Genomic DNA, 24451 nt, shown 5'->3' on the forward strand with positions numbered 1-24451 from the left:
TGCGTGCCTGTGCTGCGCGCGGCGCGGCGGCCGGCGCGGCCGGCTGGATCCAGGCAGATTCGTTGCGGTAAGTCATGTTTCCTCCGTGATTCCGTATTCGGTTGTGCGCGCGCTTAAACGTGCAGCAGCAGATGGCGGCGTTCCCACGAGCTGATCACGCGGAAGAACGCTTCGTATTCGGTTTCCTTCAACGCGAAATACGCCTTCAGGAACTTGTGGCCGAGGATCTCGCCGAGCGGTTCGCACGCGGCCATCAGCGTCAGCCCTTCCTCGAGGTTGCGCGGCAACTGGTACGGCAGGTCGTAGCCGTCGCTGACGAGCGGCTCGGTCGGCTCCAGGCGCTGCGTCATACCGAGGTAGCCGGCCGCGAGCGTCGCGGCAAGCGCGAGGTACGGGTTGCAGTCGACGCCCGGGATGCGGTTCTCGATGCGGCGTGCCGACGGGCCCGAGTGCGGGATGCGGAAGCCGACCGTGCGGTTGTCGTAGCCCCACTGCACGTTGATCGGCGCCGCCATGAAGCGCGACAGCCGGCGGTACGAGTTGATGTACGGCGCGAAGATCGGCATCAGCGCCGGCGTGTACTTCTGCAGCCCCGCGAGGTAGTTGTAGAACATCGACGTCGCGCCGCCGGTTTCCTGCGACGTGAACAGGTTCTGGCCCGTCTCCTCGTCGACGATGCTCTGGTGCACGTGCATCGCCGAACCCGGTTCGTCTTCCATCGGCTTGGCCATGAACGTCGCGTACATGTTGTGACGCAGCGCGGCCTCGCGCACCGTGCGCTTGAACAGGAACACCTGGTCGGCCAGCGACAGCGCGTCGCCGTGCATGAAGTTGATCTCCATCTGCGCGGCGCCGACTTCGTGGATCAGCGTGTCGATGTCGAGGTTCTGTGCTTCGCAGTACTCGTAGATGTCCTCGAACAGCGGGTCGAACTCGTTGACGGCCTCGATCGAATACGACTGGCGGCCCGTTTCGGGGCGGCCCGTGCGGCCGACCGGCGGACGCAGCGGCAGGTCCGGGTCCTTGTTCATGTCGACGAGGTAGAACTCGAGTTCCGGCGCGACGACCGGCTTCCAGCCCTTCGCCTTGTACAGGTCGAGCACGCGGCGCAGCACGTAGCGCGGCGAGATCTCGACCGGCGAGCCGTCGAAGTGCACGCAGTCGTGAATCACCTGGGCGGTCGGGTCGATGGCCCACGGGATCAGGCGGATCGTCGATTCGTCGGGCACGCACACCATGTCGGGGTCGGTCACGCCGGTGAGCGAGCCGTCTTCCGGATATTCGCCGGTGACGGTCTGCACCATCACGGCTTGCGGCAGGCGCATCGATTCGCCGGAGGTGAATTTGTTGCGCGGCGTGATCTTGCCGCGCGCGATGCCGGCCATGTCGGGAATGATCGCCTCGACTTCGGTGATCCGGTGTTGTTTCAGAAAGCTTTCGATGTCTTGCATGTCTGTTCTCGTTGGTTTGGGTCGGCGCGCTCAGGCGAGCGCGGCGGCGGCCATGGCGCGCGTGCGGGCAGTGCGGCGGGCGCGGCAGGCCTCGCCGAAGGCGCGGAAGATCGCGCTCGACAGCGGGTCCTGCGCATGGCGCCATTCGGGGTGCCACTGCACGGCGAGTGCGAAAGCCGGTGCGTCGACGACGCTCACGGCCTCGATCAGGCCGTCCGGTGCGACGGCTTCGACGGCGAGGCCGGAGCCGAGCTGCGCGATGCCCTGTTTGTGCAGCGAGTTCACGAGCACTTCGTCGCGGCCGCCGGCGAGTGCGTGCAGCTTGCCGCCGGGCGTCAGGCGCACGACGTGCGCGGGGCCGTATTGCGTGTCCATCGGCGCATCGTCGTCCTCGCGGTGATCGGCGAGGCCCGGCACTTCATGCACGCGCTGGTGCAGCGTGCCGCCGCAGACGACGTTCAGCTCCTGGAAGCCGCGGCAGACGGCGAGCACGGGCACGCCCGCGGCGATCGCCGCGCGCAGCAGCGGCAACGTCGTCGCATCGCGTGCCGGGTCGTGCTTCGTGCCGGGCGCGCTCGGTTCGCCGCCATACAGGTGCGGCTCGACGTTCGAGTAGCTGCCGGTAAACAGCAGCCCGTCGACCGTGGCGAGCACGTCGTCGACCGACTGGCGCTCGCCGAGCGCGGGCAGCACCATCGCGAACGCGTGCGCGCCGTCGACGATCGCGGCGACGTATTTGTCGCCGATCGTGTGCGACGCGTGTGCGCCGATTTGCGTGAGGTCGGCGGTGAGGCCGACGAGGGGTTTCCTTTCCATGACGTCAATCAGTTATCCGGAGGGTTGTTGCGTGCCTCTCGCCGGACGGCGCGAAACGCAGGCGTGCAACAGCCCCGCAGCCTGGCGCAAAGCGCAAGGCCGCTGGTGAATGGGCGCAACGGGATGGCGTGGCGATCCGCGCTGCGCGCGACGATCAGGCCGTCGTTCGTTTCATTGCGACACGCGACGCGGCAACGAATGCGCGAACGCGTTCCGTCACCGCACGGACCATGCGGTTGGCGAATCGGCAGACGAAACGAACGACGTTAAGAAAGGAGAGGCGCTACGGCAGCAGCGACGCCACTTCGTCGGTATCGACGGCGACGAATGCGCGTGCGGAAACGGCGTTGTGGCGCCGAACGGAACGACGGGACAGGATGGTGTAGATCGACAGATGCTGCAGGCGAGGACTATGCCAGCCGCAACTGCCATCGGAAGGGGATGCCGCGCAGCGCGAACTTCGCGCCACGCTTCGATCCCACCTCACCAGAGGGCCACGGACTCTCACGATTACACTCGACTGGGTTGTTGAAAGTATTGAACACCCGATCTTCTCGACGCGCTGGGCGTTTAAAATAATCAAGGCGCCGGTTATGCGTCATTTACATTGATGGGCATCAATTTTTGCGTTGCAGTAACGCTTTTTGCTGCCTGTGAAAACTAAATGACGCTGACCTGAGAGCCAGCATATACGAGCCAAAAACGGCGTCAAATGTTTTTTAACGGTCCTGCATCAGGGGTTTCCCGAGCAGTGCGAACAAAAGATTCGCAAACGGAATAGTCGGCGAGGTGTTCATTATTTCGAACGCCTTTCAGGGTTTTCCCCGCTGATCTGCGGCATAAAGTGATTAGAATATTCAACGGCTGTCCACTGCGTCGTTTCACTTTGTCACCGCACTTATCGTGTCCGAAACCGAATCGATGTCCACCGAAGTCGCCGAGCGCCTGCGCTTCGTGCGCAACAAGCATGGCCTGTCGCAGCGCGAACTCGCGAAGCGGGCCGGCGTGACCAACGGCACGATCTCGCTGATCGAGCAGGGCCGCGTGAGCCCGTCGGTCGGCTCGCTGAAGAAGCTGCTCGAATGCATACCGATGAGTCTTGCGGAGTTCTTCACGTTCGAGCTCGTCGAGTCACGCTCGGTCGTCTCGCGTCGTGACGAGATGCCGAACCTCGGCAACGACACGCTCGCGTTTCATCTGGTGGGCGCGAGCGTGAAGGACCGCAACATGTGCATCCTGCGCGAGGTCTATCAGCCACACGCCGACACGGGGCCCGAGATGCTCGTGCACGCGGGGCACGAGGGCGGTGTCGTCGTGTCGGGCCGGCTCGAGCTGACCGTCGACGGCGCGACGTGGCTGCTCGACCCCGGAGACGGCTACTACTTCGAAAGCCGTTTGCCGCACCGTTTTCGCAATCCCAGCGCGGAACTGATCTGCGAGGTCGTCTCGGCCAATTCGCCGGCGACCTTCTGACCGCGCGTCACCCCATTCGCTGACGGCCGGCCGCGCGCCAGGCACGCGGCGTGCCGCATCGCGAATGTCACAACATTGAGGCATCCTGATGAACAAGTTGACTTTGGCTGACTGGCAGGACAAGGCGGCGTCGCTCAAGATCGATGGGCGCGCATTCATCGACGGCGCGTCGCGCGACGCGCATGGCGGCAAGACGTTCGACTGCGTGAGCCCGATCGACGGCCGCGTACTGGCGAAGGTCGCCGAGTGCGGCGAAGCCGACGTGAACGCAGCCGTCGCGGCTGCACGCCGCGCGTTCGACGCGGGCGTATGGGCCGGCCTGAACCCGCGCGCGCGCAAGGCCGTGCTGCTGCGCTGGGCCGCGCTGATGCGCGAGCATCTCGACGAACTGTCGTTGCTCGAGACGCTCGATGCGGGCAAGCCGATCGGCGACACGACGACGGTCGACGTGCCGGGCGCCGCGTACTGCGTCGAATGGTTCGCGGAAGCGATCGACAAGGTCGGCGGCGAGGTCGCGCCGGCCGATCATCATCTGGTCGGGCTCGTCACGCGCGAGCCGGTCGGCGTGGTCGCGGCCGTCGTGCCGTGGAACTTCCCGATCCTGATGGCCGCGTGGAAATTCGGCCCGGCGCTCGCGGCCGGCAACAGCGTCGTGCTGAAGCCGTCGGAGAAATCGCCGCTGACCGCGATCCGCGTCGCGCAGCTCGCGTTCGAAGCCGGCATCCCGGCCGGCGTGTTCAACGTCGTACCAGGCGCGGGCGAACCGGGCAAGCTGCTCGCGCTGCATCGCGACGTGGACTGCATCGCGTTCACGGGCTCGACGGCCGTCGGCAAACTGATCATGCAGTACGCCGCGCAGTCGAACCTGAAGCGCGCGTGGCTCGAACTCGGCGGCAAGTCGCCGAACATCGTGCTGCCCGATTGCCCCGATCTCGACCGTGCCGCGCAAACGGCGGCCGGCGCGATCTTCTACAACATGGGCGAGATGTGCACGGCCGGTTCGCGGCTGCTCGTGCATCGCGACATCAAGGACGCATTCATCGAGAAGCTCGTGGCGGCCGCGCGTGCGTACGTGCCGGGCAATCCGCTCGATCCGTCGGTGTCGATGGGCGCGATCGTCGACGGCGTCCAGCTCGAGCGCGTGCTCGGTTATATCGAGGCGGGGCGCAGGGAAGGCAGGCTCGTCACGGGCGGTGCGCGCGTGAAGGAGGAGACGGGCGGCTTCTACGTCGAGCCGACGGTGTTCGAGGTGAAACCCGATGCGAAGATCGCGCGCGAGGAGATCTTCGGGCCCGTGCTGTCGGTGATCGTGTTCGACGATGTCGACGAAGCGGTGCGGATCGCGAACGACACCGAATACGGGTTGGCCGCGGCCGTGTGGACGTCGAACCTGACGACCGCGCACGACGTGTCGCGCCGGTTGCGCGCGGGTACCGTGTGGGTGAACTGCTACGACGAGGGGGGCGACATGAACTTCCCGTTCGGCGGCTACAAGCAGTCGGGCAACGGCCGCGACAAGTCGCTGCACGCGCTCGAGAAATACACCGAGCTGAAGTCGACGCTGATCCGGCTGCGCTGACGCGCGGCCATGCACGGGCGCATCGCCGTTCGGCGGTGCGCCTGCCATCCCGGGCGCGCGTCAGGCGGTGCGCAGCGCGGGGTGGAAGCCGGCGGCTTCGATGATCGACTGCACGCGTTCGGCGCCTTGCGCCGATTCGACCTTGACGATCTTCGCCGCGACGTCGATGTCGAGCTTCGCGGCGGGATCGGCAGCCGTCACCGCGCGCGTGATTGCATTGGCGCAGCCGCCGCAGGTCATGTCCTGGACTTCGAATTCCATCGTGTTCTCCTGAGTTGACGATTGACGAACACCGTCAGCATGAAGTTTGCCATGGTGGGAAGGTCAAGCGTTGTGTGCAGGATACCGCGCGGCCGATGACGCGTCCGGCCGTGGTCGGACGAATCGGTGCGCCGTCGCGCATGCGGTCGGTGTTTGGCCCGATTGACCGTTGCCGTGCGGCGTCGCGCATCGGGAAAAGCCTTTCGGGACAACGTGCCGCGAAACGATGTGAAAGACTATTTCCATGGTGGCAACACGGGCATTCGATGTGGAAATGCGAATCGCTCTTACTATCGATTCCCCTCAAGATCCGTTCTCCGTTTCCGACCATGAATCGTTTTGCTTTCGGCTTCGCGCTGGCCCTGCTGGGCGCATCGGCAACGTCCGCATTCGCTGCCGACGACGTCGTCAACCTGACCCTGAAGGACCACAAGTTTTCGCCCGATGGCGTGACGATTCCCGCCGGCAAGAAGGTGAAATTCGTCGTGAAGAACCTCGACGCGACGCCCGCGGAATTCGAGAGCGACGACTTCAAGGCGGAGAAGGTCATTCCCGCCGGCAAGTCGGTCGAGATCCTGATCGGGCCGCTGAAGGCCGGGACCTACGAGTTCCACGACGAGTATCACGAAGCGCAGTCGAAGACGCACCTGACCGTCAAGTAAGCGGATACCGACATGCTGTCGACTGCCCTGATCGTTTTTCGTGAAGTGCTCGAGGCCGCGCTGGTGGTCTCGATCGTGATGGCCGCCACGAAGGGCGTGCCGCGACGCGGCTGGTGGGTGAGCGGCGGGCTGCTCGGCGGCGTGATCGGCGCCGGCCTGATCGCGGCGTTCGCCGACGTGATCTCGCAGTGGGCGTCCGGCATGGGGCAGGAAGTCTTCAACGCGGGCGTGATGTTCGTCGCGACGCTGATGCTCGCGTGGCACTGCATCTGGATGAGCCGGCACGGCCGCGAGATGGCGCTGCACATGGGCGAAGTCGGCCGGGCCGTTGCGGCCGGCAGCCGGCCGCTGACGGGCCTCGCCATCGTGGTCGGTGTCGCGGTGCTGCGCGAAGGCTCCGAGGCCGTGCTGTTCCTCTACGGGATCGCGGCCGGCGATCCGGGACAGACGCCGCAGATGATCGCCGGCGGGCTGCTTGGCGTGCTCGGCGGCGCCGGGCTCGGCTACGCGATGTATGCGGGCCTGCTGCAGATTCCGCTGAAGCGCCTGTTCTCCGTCACCAACGCGCTGATCGTGCTGCTCGCGGCAGGCATGGCGAGCCAGTGCGTCGGCTTCCTGCTGGCCGCGGGGCTCGTGCCGTCGTGGGGCGATGCGATCTGGGACACGTCGTGGCTGCTCAAGGAATCGAGCATCGTCGGCAAGGCACTGCATACGCTGATCGGCTATACCGCGCGTCCGGCGGGCATCCAGATCGCCGCGTATGTCGGGACGCTGGTGGCGATCGTCGGGCTGACGCGGCTCGTCGGCCGGCCGCAGGAGACGGTGAGGCCGCCACGGGCCACCGCCTGAATATCCGGGTTCGAATGCAAGAAGGGGCGTCGATGACGCCCCTTCTTGCATGTGCGATTCGCGATCGGTATGTGCGCGCTGGCGCGGCGGGATCAGCGGTGGTTATCGATCCAGGCGCGCGCCCATTCGAGCCCCGCATTGCGCGCGTCGTCTTCCGTATCGAATACGCCGAGCACACCGGACGCTTCGACGAGCCGGTTGTTCTGCGTGATCGTGCCGCTCGCCGCGAAGCGATCGGGCTGCATGATCTCGTCCTGCTGCAGGATCGCATGGCCCCAGATCTGGTAGCCGTGGTAGGTCTGCGCTTCCATTATCGAGTCACCTCCGCGGAACGGCCGTGCGTGCCGACCTGCAGCACGTTGCCGTCCGGCGTGTATTGACGCGGGATGTTGGAGAAGTTTAGCGCGTGCGTCTCGTCGGCGCCGGCAGGGTGCATCACCGTGAGGCGGCCCGGCGCAGGCTGCGCGACGGGGCGCGGTGCGGCCGGCGTTTCAGTCGCGGTTGCGGCCGGGTGATGCGAACCGGCTTTCACGGCTTGCGCGACACGGCGCTTGTGCGGCTTCGCGGCGGTTTTCGGCGTGACGCTCGCGTGTTTCTCCGCGCTCTTGCCGGTACGCGCATCGGCGCCCGTGCGCGCGGCCGGCATACGGGCGTCCGGCGTACGGGCATCCGGCGTACGGGCATCCGGCGTACGTGCCGCCGGATGTCGCGCCTCGGGCGGGTTCCAGACCTCGACGTAATGCTCGGCGGCCCAGCCCGTCGACGCGAACGTCAGCGCCAGCAAACCGCATCCAATCAGTCTTACCATTGTCTCTCCGTCTGTCTCAGCGGCGCGCCTGGCAGGCCGCGCCTGGCCGGCCGCGCCGATCGGCGGCCAGCCTTATTCCACCGTCACCGATTTCGCGAGGTTCCGCGGCTTGTCGACGTCGGTGCCGCGCGCGCATGCGGTGTGATACGCGAGCAGTTGCAGCGGCACGACGTGGAGGATCGGCGACAGTTGCCCGTAGTGCTCCGGCATCCGGATCACGTGAAGGCCGTCGTCGTTGACGATCTGCGTATCGGCATCGGCGAACACGTACAGCTCGCCGCCGCGCGCACGCACTTCCTGCATGTTCGACTTCAGCTTCTCGAGCAGCGTGTCGTTCGGCGCGACCGTGACGACCGGCATCGCTTCCGTGACGAGCGCGAGCGGCCCGTGCTTCAGTTCGCCGGCCGGATAGGCCTCGGCGTGGATGTACGAGATTTCCTTCAGCTTCAGCGCGCCTTCCAGCGCGATCGGGTAGTGCAGCCCGCGGCCGAGGAACAGCGCGTTTTCCTTGCGCGCGAATTCTTCCGACCACGCGATGATCTGCGGCTCGAGCGCAAGCACGCTGTTCAACGCGGCCGGCAGGTGGCGCAGCTGCTTCAGGAATTCGGCTTCCTGCGCGGCGTCGACGTGCCCGCGCAGCTTGCCGAGCGTCGCGGCCAGCACGAACAGCGCGACGAGCTGGGTCGTGAACGCCTTCGTCGACGCGACGCCGATCTCGGTGCCCGCATGCGTCAGGAACTGCATTTCGGTCAGGCGCACCATCGCGCTCGTCGCGACGTTGCAGACCGCGAGCGTATGCGCGTGGCCGAGCGACTGCGCATGCTTGAGCGCCGCGAGCGTATCGGCCGTCTCGCCCGACTGCGAGATCACGAGCACGAGCTGGCGCGGGTTCGGCACCGATTCGCGGTAGCGGTACTCGCTCGCGATCTCGACCTGGGTCGGGATCTTCGCGATCGATTCGAGCCAGTACTTCGCCGTGAGGCCCGAGTAGTAGCTCGTGCCGCACGCGAGGATCAGCAGGCTGTCGATCTCCGCGAACGCGGCGGGCGCGGCGTCGCCGAACAGCGTCGCGTCGAAGGCTTCCGTCTGCGGCACGGTATCGCTGATCGCGCGCGGCTGTTCGAAGATTTCCTTCTGCATGAAGTGGCGATACGGGCCGAGCTCGACCGCGCCGCCGTATGCGCTGACGACGCGGATCTCGCGCTGCACGGTGGCGCCGTGGCGATCGACGATCTTCACGCCGTCGAGCGACAGTTCGCACATGTCGCCTTCCTCGAGGAACGTGAAGCGGTCGGTGCTGCCCGCGAGCGCGAGCGCGTCGGACGCGAGGAAGTTCTCGCCGTCGCCATGACCGACGACGAGCGGCGAACCCTGGCGCGCGCCGACGACGGTGTGCGGCTGGTCCTTGTGCGTGACCGCGATCGCATACGCGCCATGCAACTGCTGCACGGCTTCGCGCACGGCGTCGAACAGGTTGCCGCGATACAGGCTGTGCACGAGGTGGGCAATCACCTCGGTGTCGGTCTGCGACACGAATTCGTAGCCCTTCGCGCGCAGCGCTTCGCGCAGCGTCTCGAAGTTCTCGATGATGCCGTTATGGACGAGCGCGAGCGCGTTCGACGAGAAGATCGGGTGCGCGTTATGCGTGACGGGCGCGCCGTGCGTGGCCCAGCGCGTGTGCGCGATGCCCGTCGTGCCTTCGAGGTGCGACTCGCGCACCTGCGTGTCGAGATCGGCGACGCGCGCGACGCTGCGCGCGCGCTTCGGTGCGCCCGGCTCGAGCACGGCGACGCCGCACGAGTCGTAGCCACGGTATTCGAGGCGCCGCAATCCTTCGATCAGCACCGGAACGATATTACGCTGCGCAACTGCGCCGACAATGCCGCACATGAATGGTCAATCCTGTAAGTCGACGCGGGCGCCGCCGGGGCGCCCGCAAAAGGTTCAGCTCTTCTTCTTGACCGGGCGAACGTAGCCGCTCTTTGCGGTCTGGGTCTTCTCGTTCAAGGCGAGCATGCCGTCGGCGACGTCCTTCCAGACCGTCGTGCCGGCGGCGATCGTCACGCCGCGGCCGACGCGTACGGGCGCGACGAGCTGCGTGTCGGAGCCGACGAACACGTCGTCCTCGATCACGGTGCGGAACTTGTTCGCGCCGTCGTAGTTGCAGGTGATCGTGCCGGCGCCGATGTTCACGCGCGCGCCGATGTCGGCGTCGCCGATGTACGTGAGGTGGTTCGCCTTCGAGCCGTGGCCGATCACCGCGTTCTTCACCTCGACGAAGTTGCCGACGTGCGCTTCGTCCGCGAGCTGCGCGCCGGGGCGCAGCCGCGCGTACGGGCCGATCACGGTGTGCGCGCCGAGCTCGGCGCCGTCGATGTGCGTGAACGCGTCGATGCGCGTGCCCGCGCCGACCGACGCGTTGCGGATCACGCAGTTCGCGCCGATCGTCACGTTGTCGGCGAGCGTCACGTTGCCTTCGAACACGCAGTTCACGTCGATCGACACGTCGCGGCCGCAGCGCAGCGTGCCGCGCACGTCGAGGCGCGCCGGATCGGCGAGCGTGACGCCGTCGACGAGCAGCGCGTCGGCGATATTGCGCTGGTGGATGCGCTCGAGTTCGGCGAGCTGCGCCTTGCTGTTCACGCCGAGCGTTTCCCATTCCTCGTCGGGCTGCGCGGTGACGACCTCGAAACCGGCCTCGATCGCGAGTTCGACGACGTCGGTCAGGTAGTACTCGCCCTGCGCGTTCTCGTTCTTCAGCGCGCCGAGCCACATCGACAGCTGGGCCGTCGGCGTGACGATGATGCCCGTGTTGATCTCGGCGATCTTCAGCTCGTCCGGCGATGCATCCTTTTGCTCGACGATGCGCGTGACGAAGCCCGATGCATCGCGCACGATGCGACCGTAGCCGGTCGGATCGTCGAGCGTGACGGTCAGAATCCCGTAGCGGCCCTCGCGCGCGGCATCGACGAGACGCTGCAGCGTCGACGCGCGGGTGAGCGGCACGTCGCCGTACAGCACGAGCGTCGGTTGCGCGGGATCGAGGAGCGGCAGCGCCTGGCGCACCGCGTGGCCGGTGCCGAGCTGCTCGGCCTGTACCGCGAACTGGACATCGGGCGCGGCGACGGCGGCCTCGACCTGCTCGGCGCCGTGACCGACGACGACGACCAGCCGGGACGGCTGCAGCGTGCGCGCGGTGTCGATGACGTGGGAGAGGAGCGGCCTGCCGGCCAGGGGGTGAAGCACTTTCGGCAGCGCGGAACGCATGCGCTTGCCGGTGCCTGCCGCCAAAATCACGATATTCATGGCGCCAGCTTGTCAGAGGAGTTCGAAGCCGTCCATTTTAGCATGCGGCCCCCGTCGTTCCGGGCCTGCTGCGGCGCGGCAGCAACGCCGGAACGGGCGGCTGGCGCGCCGTTCCGGCGGGGTTCGGGCCCTGCTTACAGGTCGTCGAACTGGACGATCGAGATCGGTTGGGCGCCGCCCGGCGCGGCGGTGTCGTCGCCCGATGCGCACGGTTCCTCGTCGAACGCGATGTCGCCTTGCGGATCGGCTTCGCCCGTCGCGCGCAGCGACTGGAACGGGTACAGCGTGGTGTCCATCAGGTGCGACGGAACGACCTTCGCGAGCGCGTTGAACATGTTCTCGACGCGGCCCGGGAAGCGCTTGTCCCAGTCGCGGATCAGCGCCTTCATTTCCGCACGCTTCAGGTTCGGCTGGCTGCCGCACAGGTTGCACGGGATGATCGGGAATTCGCGCAGCTCCGCGTATTTCTCGAGGTCGGTTTCCTTTACGTACGCGAGCGGGCGGATCACGATGTTCTTGCCGTCGTCCGACTGCAGCTTCGGCGGCATGCCCTTCAGCTTGCCGCCGTAGAACATGTTGAGCAGCAGCGTCTGCACGATGTCGTCGCGGTGGTGGCCGAGCGCGATCTTGGTCGCGCCGAGCTCGCCAGCCACGCGGTACAGGATCCCGCGGCGCAGCCGCGAGCACAGCGAGCAGGTCGTCTTGCCTTCGGGCACGAGCCGCTTGACGATGCTGTAGGTGTCCTGGTTCTCGATGTGGAACGGCACGCCGACCTGCTTCAGGTACTCGGGCAGCACGTGCTCGGGGAAGCCCGGCTGCTTCTGGTCGAGGTTCACCGCGACGATGTCGAAATCGATCGGCGCGCGCTCGCGCAGGCGCAGCAGCACGTCGAGCATCGCGTAGCTGTCCTTGCCGCCCGACAGGCACACCATCACCTTGTCGCCCTGCTCGATCATGTTGTAGTCGCCGATCGCCTGGCCGACCTGGCGCACGATCCGCTTGTACAGCTTGTTGTTCTCGTACGCTTCCTTCTGCTCGCGGCGCGTCAGCGCCTGGCGGCCGGCCGGGGCGGCGTCGTCGAGGGTGGCGGCATCGGCCGCCGTGTCATTCATGTGGGGGGCGTTCATGCGCGCTCCTCGTCCTTGATGCGAAAGACTTCGACGCCGACGGCGTCGCAGTCCGGATAGGCGTCCGGTTTCTCGGTACAGACGCGTACCGCGCGCACGGCAGCGTGCGCCAGCAGGTGCGCGGCGATCGCGTCGCACAGCGTTTCCTGCAGATGGATGTGGCCGCGCGCCACGCACTGCGCGACGCTCTGCTTCATCAGGTCGTAGTCGACGACTTCATGCAGCCGGTCGTCGACGGGGGTGGACAGCGCGAGCGGCACGAACAGGTCGACGTTGATGACGACGCGCTGCTCGCCGCGCTTCTCGTGTTCGAAGGCCCCGATGTTGATGTGCACCTCGTAGTCGCGCAGGTAGAGCCTGCGGCAATCCGCGAGGCGGGGGTGCAGGAGAGCGGAAAACATGGTCGTCCCAGTCAAATTGGCGTGCGCGCACGCAAAGCGGCGCGGGCGGCGGCAGTCAGGCCGCGCGATCCGCGCAGTTCATTCATTCGGGCCGGCGGCGGGCGGCACGAGGTGCTCGCCGCCGTCGACGGTCAGCGTCGCGCCCGTGACGCCGGGCGCGCTCGCGAGATAGCAGGCGGCCGCCGCGATGTCGTCCGCGTGCGGCGCGTGGCCGCGCACGAGCGCCGCGACCCGCACCTTGGGCGCAAGCGCCACCGCCAGCGCGGACGTCGCGCGGTTCAGCGCGGCCTGCATCAGCGCGTGAGACAGCTGCGCCGGTGCCGGGTGAAACAGGGCCTGATCCAGCACGTGGATCGCGCACGCGCGCAGCGCTTCACGCTCGCGCGCGGCGTCGGGTGTTGCATCGGCGAGCGCGCGGGCCAGTGCGAGCGGCGCCGTCACGTTGCGCGCGAGTGCGCCGGCGAGCGACGCGGCGTCCACCGTCTGCGCGTCGTCGTTGCCTGCGCTGGCGCTGACGAACACCGCGCACGCGGGCCGGCCCAGCGCTTCGCCGCACGCGGCGACGAGCGCGGCCGCGTCGGCTTCAAGGGCCAGATCGGCGTCGAGCACGGCCGCGCGGCGGCCGAGCGCCGCGACTTCGGCGACGAGCGCATCGGCGGCCGCGCGCGGCGCGCCTTGGCTGCGCTGCAGCGCGACGTCCCAGCCGCGACGAGCGAAACCGGTCGCGAGCGCACGGCCGATCGACGCGGCGTCGGCCGCGCTGCCCAGGGCGCCCGTGACGAGCACCACGCGCGGGGTCGACGTATCGGCTGAAACGGTCATTTACAATGCCGGGATGAACCCGAAAGCTCACGAACCCGCTAGTTTACCTGCTCCCGGCCCTGACGCGCTCGCGCAGTCCGAAACCCTTGCCGCGCAACTGCGCGACGAGATCGCGGCGGCCGGCGGCTGGCTGCCGTTCGACCGCTTCATGGAGCGCGCGCTGTATGCGCCGGGCCTCGGCTATTACAGCGGCGGCGCACGCAAGTTCGGGCGCCGCGCCGACGACGGCAGCGACTTCGTCACCGCGCCCGAGCTGTCGCCGTTGTTCGCGCAGACGCTCGCGCAACCGGTCGCGGAAGCGCTCGCGGCGAGCGATACGCGCCGCGTGATGGAATTCGGCGCCGGCACGGGCAAGCTCGCGGCCGGGCTGCTCGCCGCGCTCGACGCGCAGGGCGTCGAACTCGACGAATACCTGATCGTCGACCTGTCCGGCGAGCTGCGCGAACGGCAGCGCGACACGATCGAGGCCGCCGCGCCGGCGCTGGCCGCGAAGGTGCGCTGGCTCGACGCGCTGCCCGAACGGTTCGACGGCGTCGTGGTCGGCAACGAGGTGCTCGATGCGATGCCCGTGCGGCTGTTCGCGAAGGCGGGCGGCGCATGGCAAGAGCGTGGTGTCGCGCTCGACGCGCGCCAGGCGTTCGTGTTCGAGGACCGACCCGCCGCGCCGGCCGGCCTGCCGCCGGTGCTCGCGGGTCTCGACGATGCGCACGACGGTTACGTGACCGAGACGCACGAGGCCGCGCTGGCGTTCACGCGCACCGTCTGCACGATGCTCGGGCGCGGCGCGGTGCTGCTGGTCGACTACGGCTTTCCGGCGCACGAGTACTACCATCCGCAGCGCGATCGCGGCACGCTGATGTGCCACTACCGCCACCATGCTCACGACGACCCGTTCCTGTACCCGGGGCTGCAGGACATCACCGCGCACGTCGAATTCACCGGCATCTACGACGCGGCTGTCGCGACCGGCGCCGACCTGCTCGGCTACACGTCGCAGGCGCGCTTCCTGCTGAACGCGGGCATCACCGACGCGCTGGCCGCGATCGATCCGTCCGACATCCACGCGTTCCTGCCGGCCGCGAACGCGGTGCAGAAGCTGATCTCGGAAGCCGAGATGGGCGAACTGTTCAAGGTGATCGCGTTCTCGCGCGGCATCGACGGCACGCTCGACGCGTTTGCGCGCGGCGACCGCTCGCACGTACTCTGACGGGAGCCCCGCATGCTGCGCTGGCTGTTGACGACGTTCATCGCGGTGATGATCCTGACGCGCTGCTGGCCGTGGCTCGGCAAGCTCGGCATCGGGCGGATGCCGGGCGACGTCACGCTGACGCTCGGCGGGCGGCGCTACCCGTTCCCGTTCATGTCGACGCTGGTGCTGACGATGCTGCTATCGATGGTGGCGCGGCTGCTCTGAGCCGCGCCGAAAGGGGGGCGCGTTACAGCTCGATCTCGCCGAGGATCCGGTGCGCGAGCGCCTTCGCCTCGTCGAACGCCTCTTCCTCGCTGGGGCTCGTCGAGTGGACGTCGTAACGCGTGTTCTCGGTGTCGTCCCCGTCGTCGCGCGCGAGGATCACGTAACCCTGGAACTGCCCGTTGCCCGCATGCTGGGTATGCGCCTTGGCCGTGTAGATGCCTTTCGTGAACGTGTTCGTGTCCATCGTGCTCTCCCGCAAAAGGACACTTCATCGTAGCACTGCGGCGCAACATGTACAGCGTCGCTTATCGGTGACCGAACAGTGTCCGGCCATCGTCTTTCCCTCAGCGTTCGATCAGCGCGACGACCTCGTCGAGCGTCGGCGCATGCGCGCCCGTATGCCGGCACGCGGCGGCGCCGGCCGCCAGCGCGAACACGAGATGCTCGCGCCACGTGCGCTGCGGCGCGGCCATCAGGCTGAACAGCATGCCGCCGATCGACGCATCGCCCGCGCCGACGGTGTCGGCCACCTCGACGCGCGGCGGGCTGGCCTCGTGCACGTCGCCGTCCGCGTAGAGCGTCGCGGCCTGCGCGCCGCGCGTGACGAGCACGGCCGCGCGCGGGTTCAGCGCACGCACCGCCGCGATCGCGTCGGGACCGTCGCCGCCGAACAGGTGCCGCAGGTCTTCGTCGGACACCTTGATCAGGTCGGCGAGCGCCGCCATTTTCTCCAGCGTCGGCCGGTACGCGGCCGTCATCAGGTTCCGCACGTTCGGATCGAAGCTGATCTTCACGCCGCGCGCGTGCAGGTCGGCCGCGAGCGCGGCCAGCGTGCCCGCGAGCGGCTCGCGCACGAGGCTGATGCAGCCGAAATGCGCCCATTTCACGTGGCCGGTCCAGCCGGCCGGCAGCCGCGCGGGATCGAACGCGAGATCGGCGCTCGCTTCGCCGATGAAGAAGTATGCGGGCGGGCGCGTCTCGTGGACGATCGCGAGCAGCGGCGGCCGTGCGACGCGCTGCAGGAAACGCAGGTCGAGCCCGGCTGCTTCGCTCGTGCGCCACAGTTCGTCGGAGAAGCAGTCTTCGCCGATCGAACCCGCGAGCGCGCTCGGCACGCCGAGCCGCGCGACCGCGCGCGCGACGTTCCAGCCGGCGCCGCCCGGCACCGAGGTCCATTGCGCATCGCCCGCGCGCACCATGTCGGTCAGAATGTCGCCCGCCGACACGAAAGCCGGAAACGTGCCGCCGCTCATTGCGTCGGCTCGCTACGTGCGGTGCGCGCGAGGGTCGCGAGCACGTCGTAGCACGCGCCCATCGTGTGATAGTCGGTCTTGCCGGCCGGGCTCTTCTCGTCGCTGTACTTGCGGTTGTCGCAGGTGAGTATCCGGTACCACGCGCCGTAGCGGTGATCGACGAAATGCGCCCAGCTGTAGCGCCAGATCTCGTCGTACCAGTCCCAGAAGCGCTCGCTGCCGGTGCGCGCGCCGAGCATCGCGGCCGCCGCGAAGGTTTCCGCCTGCACCCAGAAGTACTTGTTGTGGTCGCAGATCGTGAAGTCGGGGCCGAAGCCGTAGTACAGGCCGCCGTGATCGGCGTCCCATGCATGCGTGAGCGCCGCGTCGAACAGCTCGGCCGCGCGCGGCACGAGCCAGTCGAGCGGGCGGTGCCGCTCGAGGATCAGCAGCAGCTTCGCCCATTCGGTCTGGTGCCCGGGCTGGAAGCCCCACGGGCGAAAGATGTTCGAGCTGTCTTCCTTGTTGTAGTCCCAGTCGACCGACCAGTCCGCATGGTAGTGCTCCCACACGAGCCCGCCCGACAGCGCGGCCTGGCGCTGCGTGACGTGGGACGCGAGCTTTTCCGCGCGATCGAGGTACGTCAGGTGGCCGGTCGCCTCGTAGGCGGCGAGCAGCGCCTCGGTCATGTGCATGTTCGCGTTCTGGCCGCGGTACGACGACACGATCCAGTTCGGCGTCGCGTCGTCCGCATACAGGCCTGCGGCCGCATCCCAGAAGCGGTGCTCGGCCAGCTCGTAGGTCGCCGCGATCAGCGGACGTGCCTCGTCGATGCCGGCCATCGTCGCGTGCGAGGCCGCGAGCAGCACGAACGCGAGCCCGTAGCAGTGGCGCGTGCCGTCAAGCGTCTCGCGCTTCGCACCGTCGCGCCAGTCGAGTTCCCAGTCGTAACCCTGCAGTTCGGCGTCCCAGTGCGCGTCGCGCAGGAAGCGCAGCCCGTGGCGCGCGTATTCCAGGTGACGCGGATCGCCGAAATGCCGGTATGCCATCGCGTAGTTGAAGACGAACCGGCAGCTGCTGACGAGGTGGCGCGACGTGCGGTTGTAGATGCTGCCGTCGTCGCGGAAGTAATGGTAGAAGCCGCCGGTCGGATCGAACGCGTTGGTTGCGTAGAAGCGCAGCGTGTCCTCGATGTGCGACAGCAGGAACGACGGATCGCGGAAGCTCGCGACGAACGGTGCGGCTTGCGTGTGGGCGGCCGGCGCGGCCGTGCAGGGTTGGACCGGGGGCATGTTCATGATTCGTTGGCCATTGCGGTATCGAGTGCCGGGGAGGCGGCGGGCTGGCTGCTGGCCCGCACGATCAGCTCGACGGGCAGGGATATCTCGGTGCGCTCGGGCGAGTCGGCGAGCAGCAACTCGACGCCGCGGCGGCCGAGCGCTTCCTTGTCGACCGCGAGCGTCGTGAGCGGCGGGCTCGCGTGCGCGGCGGCCGGGATGTTGTCGAAGCCGACGATCGCGATGTCGTCCGGAATCCGCAGGCCGCGCGCGGTGCACACGCGCTGCGCGGCGAGCGCAGCCGCGTCGTTGTACGCGAACACGGCTTCGGGGCGCGGGCCCGGTGCGTCGAGCAGTTGCTCCATCGCACGCGCGGCGCCCGTGTCGGGGTCGAGCCCCGCGTCGATCGTCACTTCGTAGGCGGGATCGAACAGTCGCCCGGCTTCGAAGAACGCGCGCCGGTAGCCGATCGCGCGCTGCGCGATGCTGTAGTGCGCGGGCGAGCCGCCGATGAACGCGATCCGCGTGCGGCCGGTGGCGAGCAGGTGGCGCATCGCGAGCGCGGCGCCCGTCGCGTTGTCGATGTTGACCGAACGCAGCCCGGGCGCCCACAGGTCGATCAGCACGAGCGGCCGGCCGGTCGCGGCCAGCGCCTCGATCGTCTCCGGCTCGATGAAGCCGGCGACCGCGATCGCGTCGGGTGCGTGTGGGCGCATCTGGCGCAGCACGTCGTCGTTCGGGCCGACCGTCAGCAGCGTCGGCACGATGCCGCGCTCGCGGCACGCGTCCTCGACGCCGTGCAGCACGTGCGAAAAGAACGGGCTGGCCGGAAAGCGGTTGTGCTGGCGGTGCAGCAGGAAGGTGAGCCGGCGGATGCGCGGCCGCAACTGGGCGGGATCGTAGCCGAGCTGCTGCGCGATCTCGACGATGCGCGCACGCGTGGCTTCGGACAGGCCCGGCTGGTTTTTCAACGCACGGGAGACGGTGCCGATCGAGACCTCGGCCGCCCGCGCCACATCGCGAATGGTCGTACCCATCGTTGGTTCGGGGTCCGGTTTGTTTAGGGTGAAAGCGATTGTATAGTAAAACACATCGCGGAATTCGGGCCGGATAGCCGGGGAATACCCGCGAATAACGGGTTTTTAAGCGCTAATCTGCGAAAACACCGTTACTAAAAATACTAAACAAAACACGAAAAAGGCAAGGTGAGTGTGCGGGTGCCGGGCGGCGCGCCGCGGGCGGAAGGTGGGCGGAACGCGAGTGTGCTTCGCGTGTCCGGGCGGTGTGCGCGGCGGCCTGCGCGGGCAGGCCGGAAGCCGGTGCACAACGATCCCCCTGTCCGGCCGGTGAGCCTCGGCCGCCATTGCACGGCGCGCTGCAGTGTCCCCGCGAACGCCGGCCGGGTGCCGTTCAGCCCACTGCGGCGGCGGGCGGTTCGCCGCGATGGCGCAGCGCGGCGCGGCCGGCGTCGAGATCGACGACCGCCAGCCCGTCCGGCTGCTGTTTCGCGCGCCGTTTCGCGAGCGCCGCGACCGACGCGATCTCGTCGCTGCCGTAGCGTTGGGTGCCGTGCGCGCCGGCCGGCACGCCGACCGCGCCGATCGCCATCGTCACGAAGCCGAAGAACGCCGGGTTGCCGTGGCGGTCCTCGCCGTGCAGCCCGCCCGCTTGCCGGTCGGCCTGCGTGTAGAAGAGCTGCGCGCCGTCGTTGAAGCGCGCGATCGCGTCGGCGGCGCGTTCACGCCAGTCGTCGCGCTGGAACAGCACGAGGAAATCGTCGCCGCCGACGTGGCCGAGAAAGTCGCGTTGCGGATCGCACACGCCGGCCAGCACCGTCGCGGCGAACTTCAGCACCTCGTCGCCCTGCCAGTAGCCGTACTGGTCGTTGAACGGCTTGAACTGGTTCAGGTCGACGTAGCACGCATGAAAGCCTGCGTCGCGCTGCAGCAGGCGGTCGATGTGCGCGGTGATCGGGATGTTGCCGGGCAGGAACGTCAACGGATTCGCGTAGCGCGCGGCCTCGATGCGCATCTCGGTCACCGTGCGCACCAGGCTTTCTCCGGTGCCGAGCCCGACGTAGCGGCCGTGTTCGGTGATCACGAAGCCATCCGCGAGATAGCGCTGGTCGTGGCTCGCGAGCAGCATCGCGAGCTGCTCGAACGTCGTCGCGTTGTCGATCATCAGCGGCGCGTCGTTCGCGAACTGCAGGCACGGCTTCTTTCCGAACACCTCGCGGTGATACGGCAGCGCGAAGCGGTCCATGAAGCCGCGGCGATTCACGAGCGCGACGGGCCGGCCGCGTTCGACGAGCGCGACCGCGTGCAGGTCGGGCATCCGGTTGAACAGGTCGAGCACGTCGTTGCTGGTCGCGTCGCGCGACAGGGCCGGCGCGGGAACCAGCATCTTCCCGGCGATCGTGCCGGCCGGCCGCACCGAGCGCGTCGCGCCGGGAAAAACCGCGATGTGCGGTGCGCGGATCGCATCGCGCGCGGCTGGCGCGACGACGCGCGACGGCTGCGCGTTCGGCCGGCCGAGCAGGAAGCCCTGCACGCAGCAGATGCCCATGTCGCGCACGACGATCAGGTCGCATTCGTTCTCGATGCCTTCCGCGATCAGTTGCGCGCCGCTGGCCTGCGCGAAGTGCTGCATCGCCTTCACGGCCTCGAACTTGAGCGGGTCGCGCGCGATGTCGTGGATGAAGAAGCGGTCGATCTTCACGACGTCCGGATGCAGGCGCAGCCACAGGTTCATGCTCGCGTTCGCGGTGCCGTAGTCGTCGAGCGCGAACTGGATGCCGGCGTCGCGCAGCGAGGCGACTGCCGGGCCGATGTGCGCGACATCGGGAATCGTGTTCTGCTCGGTGAGCTCGATCACGATGCGCTCGGCGCCGACCCGCGCGCGGCCGAGGAACTGGCGTGCGCGCTCGCGTTCGCTGGCGAGCTTGAGGATCGTTCCGGCGCTGAAATTGAGGAACAGCTTGCCGTCGCAGCCGAGCGCCGCGAACGCATCGAGGCAGGTGAGCGCGGCAGCCTGCTCGAGTGCGATGGTCTCGCCTTCGCGCGCGGCCTGCGCGAACAGCGCGGCGGGCGGCTCGAGGTCCGTGCCGCGCGGGCCGCGGATCAGCCCTTCGTAACCGACGACCGTCCCCGACCCGAGGTCGACGATCGGCTGGAAGACGGCCGCGAGCGCGCGATCCGCGATCAGGCGCGTGGTGCGGGCGGCAGCGGAGTCGGGGTGGGGCGCGGGCATGGGCGAGGGCAGCCGAATCGACGGGACGCCCGGCTTAACGGCACCGCTCGCGGGGAATTGAATGAAGATTTCGTGACGCGATGGGCGCTGATGGTGCATCGCGCCCGAGGGGCGTGTCGGTGCGCGGTTGGACGAGTGGTACGACGGTATGGCGGGAAGGCGGTATGGCGGGAAGGCGGGAAGGCGGGAAGGCGGGAAGGCGGGAAGGCGGGAAGGCGGGAAGGCGGGAAGGCGGGAAGGCGGGAAGGCGGGAAGGCGGGAAGGCGGGAAGGCGGAAGGCGGGAAGGCGGAAGGCGGGAAGGCGGAAGGCGGAAGGCGGGAAGGCGGAAGGCGGAAGGCGGAAGGCGGAAGGCGGAGGGCGGAACGCCGGGACGGCGCCACCCGATGGCCGTCCCGCCGCCCCGATCGTCAGCGCTTGCCCGCGCTCAGCGCGCCTGGCGCGGACGTCGCGTCGCCCTCGTCGTGCTCGCCGCTCATGTCGCGCGCCCCCCAGCGCTGCGCGAGCGCCGCGCACGCCATCAGCTGGATCTGGTGGAACAGCATCAGCGGCAGCACGACCGCGCCGACCGCGTTCGCCGAGAAGATCACCTTCGCCATCGGGACGCCGGCCGCGAGGCTCTTCTTCGATCCGCAGAAGATGATCGTGATCTGGTCGGCGCGGTTGAAGCCGAGCCGCTTGCTGACGAATGCGGTCAGCAGCAGCGCGATCACGAGCAGCACGACGTTGACGACGAGCAGGCCGCCGAGCGCGCGCGGCGGGATCTGGTGCCACAGGCCCTCGTTGACGGCTTCGCTGAATGCGACGTAGACGACCAGCAGGATCGAGCCCTGGTCGACGAAGCGCAGCACGCCGCGATTGCGGTCGATCCAGCCGCCGATCACGGGCCGCAGCAACTGGCCGGCGATGAACGGCACGAGCAATTGCATGACGATGCTGCCGACCGTGCTCCACGGCGACGCCGCGCCGGCCGACTGCGACGTGATCATCAGCCCGACGAGTGCCGGCGTGACGAAGATCCCGAGCAGGCTCGACGCGGAGGCCGCGCACACGGCGGCCGGCACGTTGCCCTTCGCGATCGACGTGAACGCGATCGACGACTGGACCGTCGACGGCAGTGTGCACAGGAACAGCACGCCCGCATACAGCGTGGGTGTGACGAGCGGCTGCAGCACGGGTTTCAGCGCGAGGCCGAGCAGCGGGAACAGCGCGAACGTGCTGAGCAGCACGACCGCGTGCAGCCGCCAGTGGGTTGCACCCGCGACGACGGCTTCGCGCGACAGCTTTGCGCCGTGCAGGAAGAACAGCAGGCCGACGGCGATGTTGGTCGCCCAGTTGAACGCGTGGGCGGCCGGGCCGCGGCAGGGCAGGAGGCTCGCGAGCACGACGGTGCCGACGAGCGCGAGCGTGAAGTTGTCGGGAAGAAAACGGGGACGGGCCATCGGGAACTCGATTCGGAAACGACAAAGGCGCGCGTCGCGCGCGCGGATGGCGTTATTGTCCCGGTTGACGATTCACTACACAAATTCATTGTGGGAATCGATTGATGAATCGATTTCATGCGACAGCGGCCGCCACACCGGCCCGGCGATGCGCAAAACGGCAGAAAAATGTTCTGTCGCGATCGCGCCCTGAAGTGAAAAAACCTAGCAGTAACATGGTGTTACACCGATGCCCGCGACATAACACTTTTTGGCTCGACACGGTTTCGGGCCGCTCATAAATTACTGCTGAAAGCCTTGGGTCGACCGAAAGGAGCCGGCGGCGGGCGTGGACAGGCACGGAACGATGACGGAACGGGTGAAACGGAAGATCGGACGATGGTTGGCAGGCGTGCTCGGCGCGTTGCTGATGCCGCTCGCGCTCGCCCAACCACCCCACGGTGGCGGTCATGGGTTCGGCGGCCATGGTTTCGGTGGCGGCGACATGCGTGCATACGGTCAGCCCAATGGCGGCGGGCCGGTCTGGCGCCGCGTTCCACCCCCTGCAGGCGTGCGTCCCGGCGGCGTGAGCAGCTACGGTTCCCGCTGGGGGCTGCGGCCGACGCCGTCGTACGGCCATTACGCCGCGCAAAGCCCGTATCGTCCGATCAGTGCCGACGCGCGCCAGATGCCGCGGCCTCCGGGCGGCGGCAACGTGCCGCTGCGTGCCGGTTCGATCCGCGCCGACGTGGCGCGCTACAACGAGGAGCGCGGCGGCCGTCCGATGCCGCCGCCCCGCTCGCAGGAAGAGCCTGCGCACTCGCCGTTTTTCTCCCCGTTCTACCGAAACTGAGCGCCCCGGCGTTCGTCCCCCCGCCGGCTGATGCGAATTCGCCACAGTCGCGCACAGATTTCCGCTGATTTTCCCGCCACATTGCGCTATCTTTCGCGCCCGGCACGCGCATGCCACGCGGCCGCCCCGCCGCGCGACCGCGTTCGCGCCGGGCCGCTGCCGTGCATCCGGCCATGTATCAAATCCGCGAAGTTAATGCTGCCGCTATACCAGCAATAAGTGTGCGCAATTTTGACCGGACGAATGATCCGTAAAGATGGCTGCGCCCCATACGACGCAAGCACTCGGCTCCAAAAAACAACGCTCGCGCCACTTATCGACTATTCGACAAAATCTGGAGATCCCATGAAAGCATTTGCTCGCCGTGCGTCGCGCACGTCCGTCAAGCTGATCGCCGCGGCCGCCTGCGTGGCGGCCACTGCGCCCGTCCACGCACAGTCGAGCGTGTCGCTCTACGGTCAGGTCGACGAATGGGTCGGCGCAACCAAGTTCCCGGGCGGCAATCGCGCATGGAACGTGAGCGGCGGCGGCATGTCGACGTCGTACTGGGGCCTGCACGGCGCCGAGGATCTCGGCGGCGGCTACAAGGCGATCTTCACGATGGAGAGCTTCTTCCGCGCGCAGAACGGCCAGTTCGGCCGCTTCCAGGGCGACACGTTCTTCGCGCGCAACGCGTACGTGGGCATCAGCTCCCCGTACGGCACGGTGACGGCGGGCCGCCTGACGACGCACCTGTTCCTGTCGACGATCCTGTTCAATCCGTTCTACGATTCGTACACCTTCTCGCCGATGGTGTACCACGTGTTCCTCGGCCTCGGTACGTTCCCGACCTATCCGAGCGACCAGGGCGCGGTGGGGGACTCGGGCTGGAACAACGCACTGTCGTACACGTCGCCTTCGTTCGGTGGCCTGAACTTCGGCGCGATGTACGCGCTGGGCAACCAGGCTGGCGACAACCGTTCGAAGAAGTGGAGCGCGCAGTTCAACTACGCGAACGGCCCGTTCGCGGCGACCGCCGTGTACCAGTACGTGAACTTCAACAACGGCCCGCAGGATCTGAGCGCGCTCGTCACCGGCATGAAGAGCCAGGGCGTCGCGCTGGTCGGCGCGACCTACGACCTGAAGCTCGTGAAGCTGTTCGGCCAGTACATGTATACGAAGAATGACCAGGTCGCGGGCAGCTGGCACGTGAACACCGCGCAGGGCGGCGTGTCGGTGCCGCTCGGCGTGGGCAACGCGATGGCGTCGTACGCATACTCGCGCGACGCGGGCGGCCTCGACCAGACGCGCCAGACCTGGGCAGTCGGCTACGACTATCCGCTGTCCAAGCGCACGGACGTCTACGCCGCGTACATGAACGACCACATCAGCGGCCTGTCGTCCGGCAATACGTTCGGCGCAGGCATTCGCGCGAAGTTCTGACGCGTACGCGCGAACGGTGCGCCGGACGCG

At 67.9% G+C, this 24451-nt stretch carries 25 protein-coding genes; 8 read left to right on the forward strand and 17 right to left on the reverse strand.

Translation table 11 applies throughout. The features are described from left to right. Positions 1–113: 113 nt before the first annotated feature. From U5809_RS28675 to U5809_RS28685, 3 genes are all read right to left on the reverse strand, one after another. The gene (locus U5809_RS28675; RefSeq protein ID WP_166962644.1) at positions 114–1451 is read right to left on the reverse strand and encodes a glutamine synthetase family protein; all 1338 of its coding nucleotides are present in this window, start codon (positions 1449–1451) and stop codon (positions 114–116) included. A 30-nt stretch (positions 1452–1481) separates the two neighbouring features. Then, entirely contained in the window at positions 1482–2267 is a 786-nt protein-coding gene (locus U5809_RS28680; RefSeq protein WP_282506125.1) for a gamma-glutamyl-gamma-aminobutyrate hydrolase family protein, read from the reverse strand. 283 nt (positions 2268–2550) lie between these two features. Beyond that, entirely contained in the window at positions 2551–2775 is a 225-nt protein-coding gene (locus tag U5809_RS28685) for a hypothetical protein (RefSeq protein ID WP_415877967.1), read from the reverse strand. Positions 2776–3188: 413 nt separating this feature from the next. Here U5809_RS28685 and U5809_RS28690 point away from each other — a divergent pair, with 413 nt between their 5' ends. Together U5809_RS28690 and U5809_RS28695 are read left to right on the forward strand one after the other, a co-directional pair. After that, a complete protein-coding gene (locus U5809_RS28690; protein WP_176049483.1) occupies positions 3189–3740 on the forward strand; it encodes a cupin domain-containing protein in 552 nt (183 codons plus the stop codon). Positions 3741–3828: 88 nt separating this feature from the next. Next, positions 3829–5319: an aldehyde dehydrogenase gene (locus U5809_RS28695; protein ID WP_322088995.1), complete on the forward strand. Its 1491-nt coding sequence runs from the start codon at positions 3829–3831 to the stop codon at positions 5317–5319. 60 nt (positions 5320–5379) lie between these two features. On the opposite strand, the gene U5809_RS28700 is transcribed toward U5809_RS28695, so the two are convergent. Then, on the reverse strand, positions 5380–5580 hold the full coding sequence (locus U5809_RS28700) for a heavy-metal-associated domain-containing protein (RefSeq protein ID WP_021162112.1): 201 nt from the start codon (positions 5578–5580) through the stop codon (positions 5380–5382). Positions 5581–5909: 329 nt separating this feature from the next. Here U5809_RS28700 and U5809_RS28705 point away from each other — a divergent pair, with 329 nt between their 5' ends. After that, on the forward strand, positions 5910–6242 hold the full coding sequence (locus U5809_RS28705) for a cupredoxin domain-containing protein (RefSeq protein WP_282506123.1): 333 nt from the start codon (positions 5910–5912) through the stop codon (positions 6240–6242). Between the two features lie 12 nt (positions 6243–6254). Then, entirely contained in the window at positions 6255–7091 is an 837-nt protein-coding gene (locus U5809_RS28710) for an FTR1 family iron permease (RefSeq protein ID WP_322088996.1), read from the forward strand. A 92-nt stretch (positions 7092–7183) separates the two neighbouring features. Here U5809_RS28710 and U5809_RS28715 read toward each other — a convergent pair whose 3' ends face one another. The 7 genes from U5809_RS28715 to U5809_RS28745 form a co-directional block, all read right to left on the reverse strand. Beyond that, on the reverse strand, positions 7184–7402 hold the full coding sequence (locus U5809_RS28715; protein ID WP_176049487.1) for a hypothetical protein: 219 nt from the start codon (positions 7400–7402) through the stop codon (positions 7184–7186). Continuing rightward, positions 7402–7899 (reverse strand): hypothetical protein, encoded by a 498-nt coding sequence (locus tag U5809_RS28720; RefSeq protein ID WP_322088997.1) that lies wholly within the window; start codon positions 7897–7899, stop codon positions 7402–7404. Before U5809_RS28720 ends, U5809_RS28715 begins: the two co-directional genes overlap by 1 nt. Positions 7900–7971: 72 nt before the next feature. After that, positions 7972–9789 (reverse strand): glutamine--fructose-6-phosphate transaminase (isomerizing), encoded by a 1818-nt coding sequence (glmS, locus tag U5809_RS28725; protein WP_322088998.1) that lies wholly within the window; start codon positions 9787–9789, stop codon positions 7972–7974. 54 nt (positions 9790–9843) lie between these two features. Beyond that, entirely contained in the window at positions 9844–11205 is a 1362-nt protein-coding gene (gene glmU / locus U5809_RS28730; protein WP_322088999.1) for a bifunctional UDP-N-acetylglucosamine diphosphorylase/glucosamine-1-phosphate N-acetyltransferase GlmU, read from the reverse strand. Between the two features lie 134 nt (positions 11206–11339). Continuing rightward, positions 11340–12332 carry a tRNA 2-thiocytidine(32) synthetase TtcA gene (gene ttcA, locus U5809_RS28735; protein WP_322089000.1) on the reverse strand — a complete coding sequence of 331 codons (993 nt, stop codon included), beginning with the start codon at positions 12330–12332 and terminating at the stop codon, positions 11340–11342. Beyond that, positions 12329–12733, reverse strand: a complete 405-nt coding sequence (locus U5809_RS28740) for a dihydroneopterin aldolase (protein ID WP_176049492.1) — start codon at positions 12731–12733, stop codon at positions 12329–12331. The genes ttcA and U5809_RS28740 overlap by 4 nt, the downstream gene beginning before the upstream one ends. Before the next feature lie 78 nt (positions 12734–12811). Then, a complete protein-coding gene (locus tag U5809_RS28745; RefSeq protein ID WP_322089001.1) occupies positions 12812–13555 on the reverse strand; it encodes an SDR family oxidoreductase in 744 nt (247 codons plus the stop codon). A gap of 13 nt (positions 13556–13568) precedes the next feature. On the opposite strand from U5809_RS28745, the gene U5809_RS28750 reads away from it, so the two are divergent. Beyond that, positions 13569–14762, forward strand: coding sequence for a class I SAM-dependent methyltransferase (locus U5809_RS28750; protein ID WP_322089002.1), 1194 nt, complete (start codon positions 13569–13571; stop codon positions 14760–14762). A 12-nt stretch (positions 14763–14774) separates the two neighbouring features. Then, the gene (locus tag U5809_RS28755) at positions 14775–14969 is read left to right on the forward strand and encodes a DUF2905 domain-containing protein (protein ID WP_006477606.1); all 195 of its coding nucleotides are present in this window, start codon (positions 14775–14777) and stop codon (positions 14967–14969) included. Positions 14970–14991: 22 nt separating this feature from the next. Here U5809_RS28755 and U5809_RS28760 read toward each other — a convergent pair whose 3' ends face one another. The 6 genes from U5809_RS28760 to U5809_RS28785 all read right to left on the reverse strand — a co-directional run bounded on the left by U5809_RS28760 (position 14992) and on the right by U5809_RS28785 (position 22167). Beyond that, complete coding sequence (locus U5809_RS28760) at positions 14992–15213, reverse strand: hypothetical protein (protein ID WP_011353424.1); 222 nt, start codon at positions 15211–15213, stop codon at positions 14992–14994. A 100-nt stretch (positions 15214–15313) separates the two neighbouring features. Then, positions 15314–16222 carry a carbohydrate kinase family protein gene (locus U5809_RS28765; protein ID WP_282506114.1) on the reverse strand — a complete coding sequence of 303 codons (909 nt, stop codon included), beginning with the start codon at positions 16220–16222 and terminating at the stop codon, positions 15314–15316. After that, a complete protein-coding gene (locus U5809_RS28770; RefSeq protein WP_322089003.1) occupies positions 16219–17499 on the reverse strand; it encodes an AGE family epimerase/isomerase in 1281 nt (426 codons plus the stop codon). Before U5809_RS28770 ends, U5809_RS28765 begins: the two co-directional genes overlap by 4 nt. Further along, positions 17496–18515, reverse strand: coding sequence for a LacI family DNA-binding transcriptional regulator (locus U5809_RS28775; RefSeq protein WP_176049497.1), 1020 nt, complete (start codon positions 18513–18515; stop codon positions 17496–17498). Before U5809_RS28775 ends, U5809_RS28770 begins: the two co-directional genes overlap by 4 nt. A 373-nt stretch (positions 18516–18888) precedes the next feature. Beyond that, a complete protein-coding gene (locus U5809_RS28780) occupies positions 18889–20727 on the reverse strand; it encodes a phosphodiesterase (RefSeq protein WP_322089004.1) in 1839 nt (612 codons plus the stop codon). 408 nt (positions 20728–21135) lie between these two features. Next, a complete protein-coding gene (locus U5809_RS28785; RefSeq protein ID WP_322089005.1) occupies positions 21136–22167 on the reverse strand; it encodes a bile acid:sodium symporter family protein in 1032 nt (343 codons plus the stop codon). 346 nt (positions 22168–22513) lie between these two features. On the opposite strand from U5809_RS28785, the gene U5809_RS28790 reads away from it, so the two are divergent. Together U5809_RS28790 and U5809_RS28795 are read left to right on the forward strand one after the other, a co-directional pair. Further along, positions 22514–22999: a peptide-binding protein gene (locus U5809_RS28790; protein ID WP_176049500.1), complete on the forward strand. Its 486-nt coding sequence runs from the start codon at positions 22514–22516 to the stop codon at positions 22997–22999. Positions 23000–23344: 345 nt separating this feature from the next. Beyond that, a complete protein-coding gene (locus U5809_RS28795) occupies positions 23345–24421 on the forward strand; it encodes a porin (RefSeq protein ID WP_322089006.1) in 1077 nt (358 codons plus the stop codon). The last annotated feature ends 30 nt before the right edge of the window (positions 24422–24451 follow it).

Origin of the sequence: Burkholderia sp. BCC1999 (assembly GCF_905339975.1) — a bacterium.
GTDB lineage: Bacteria > Pseudomonadota > Gammaproteobacteria > Burkholderiales > Burkholderiaceae > Burkholderia.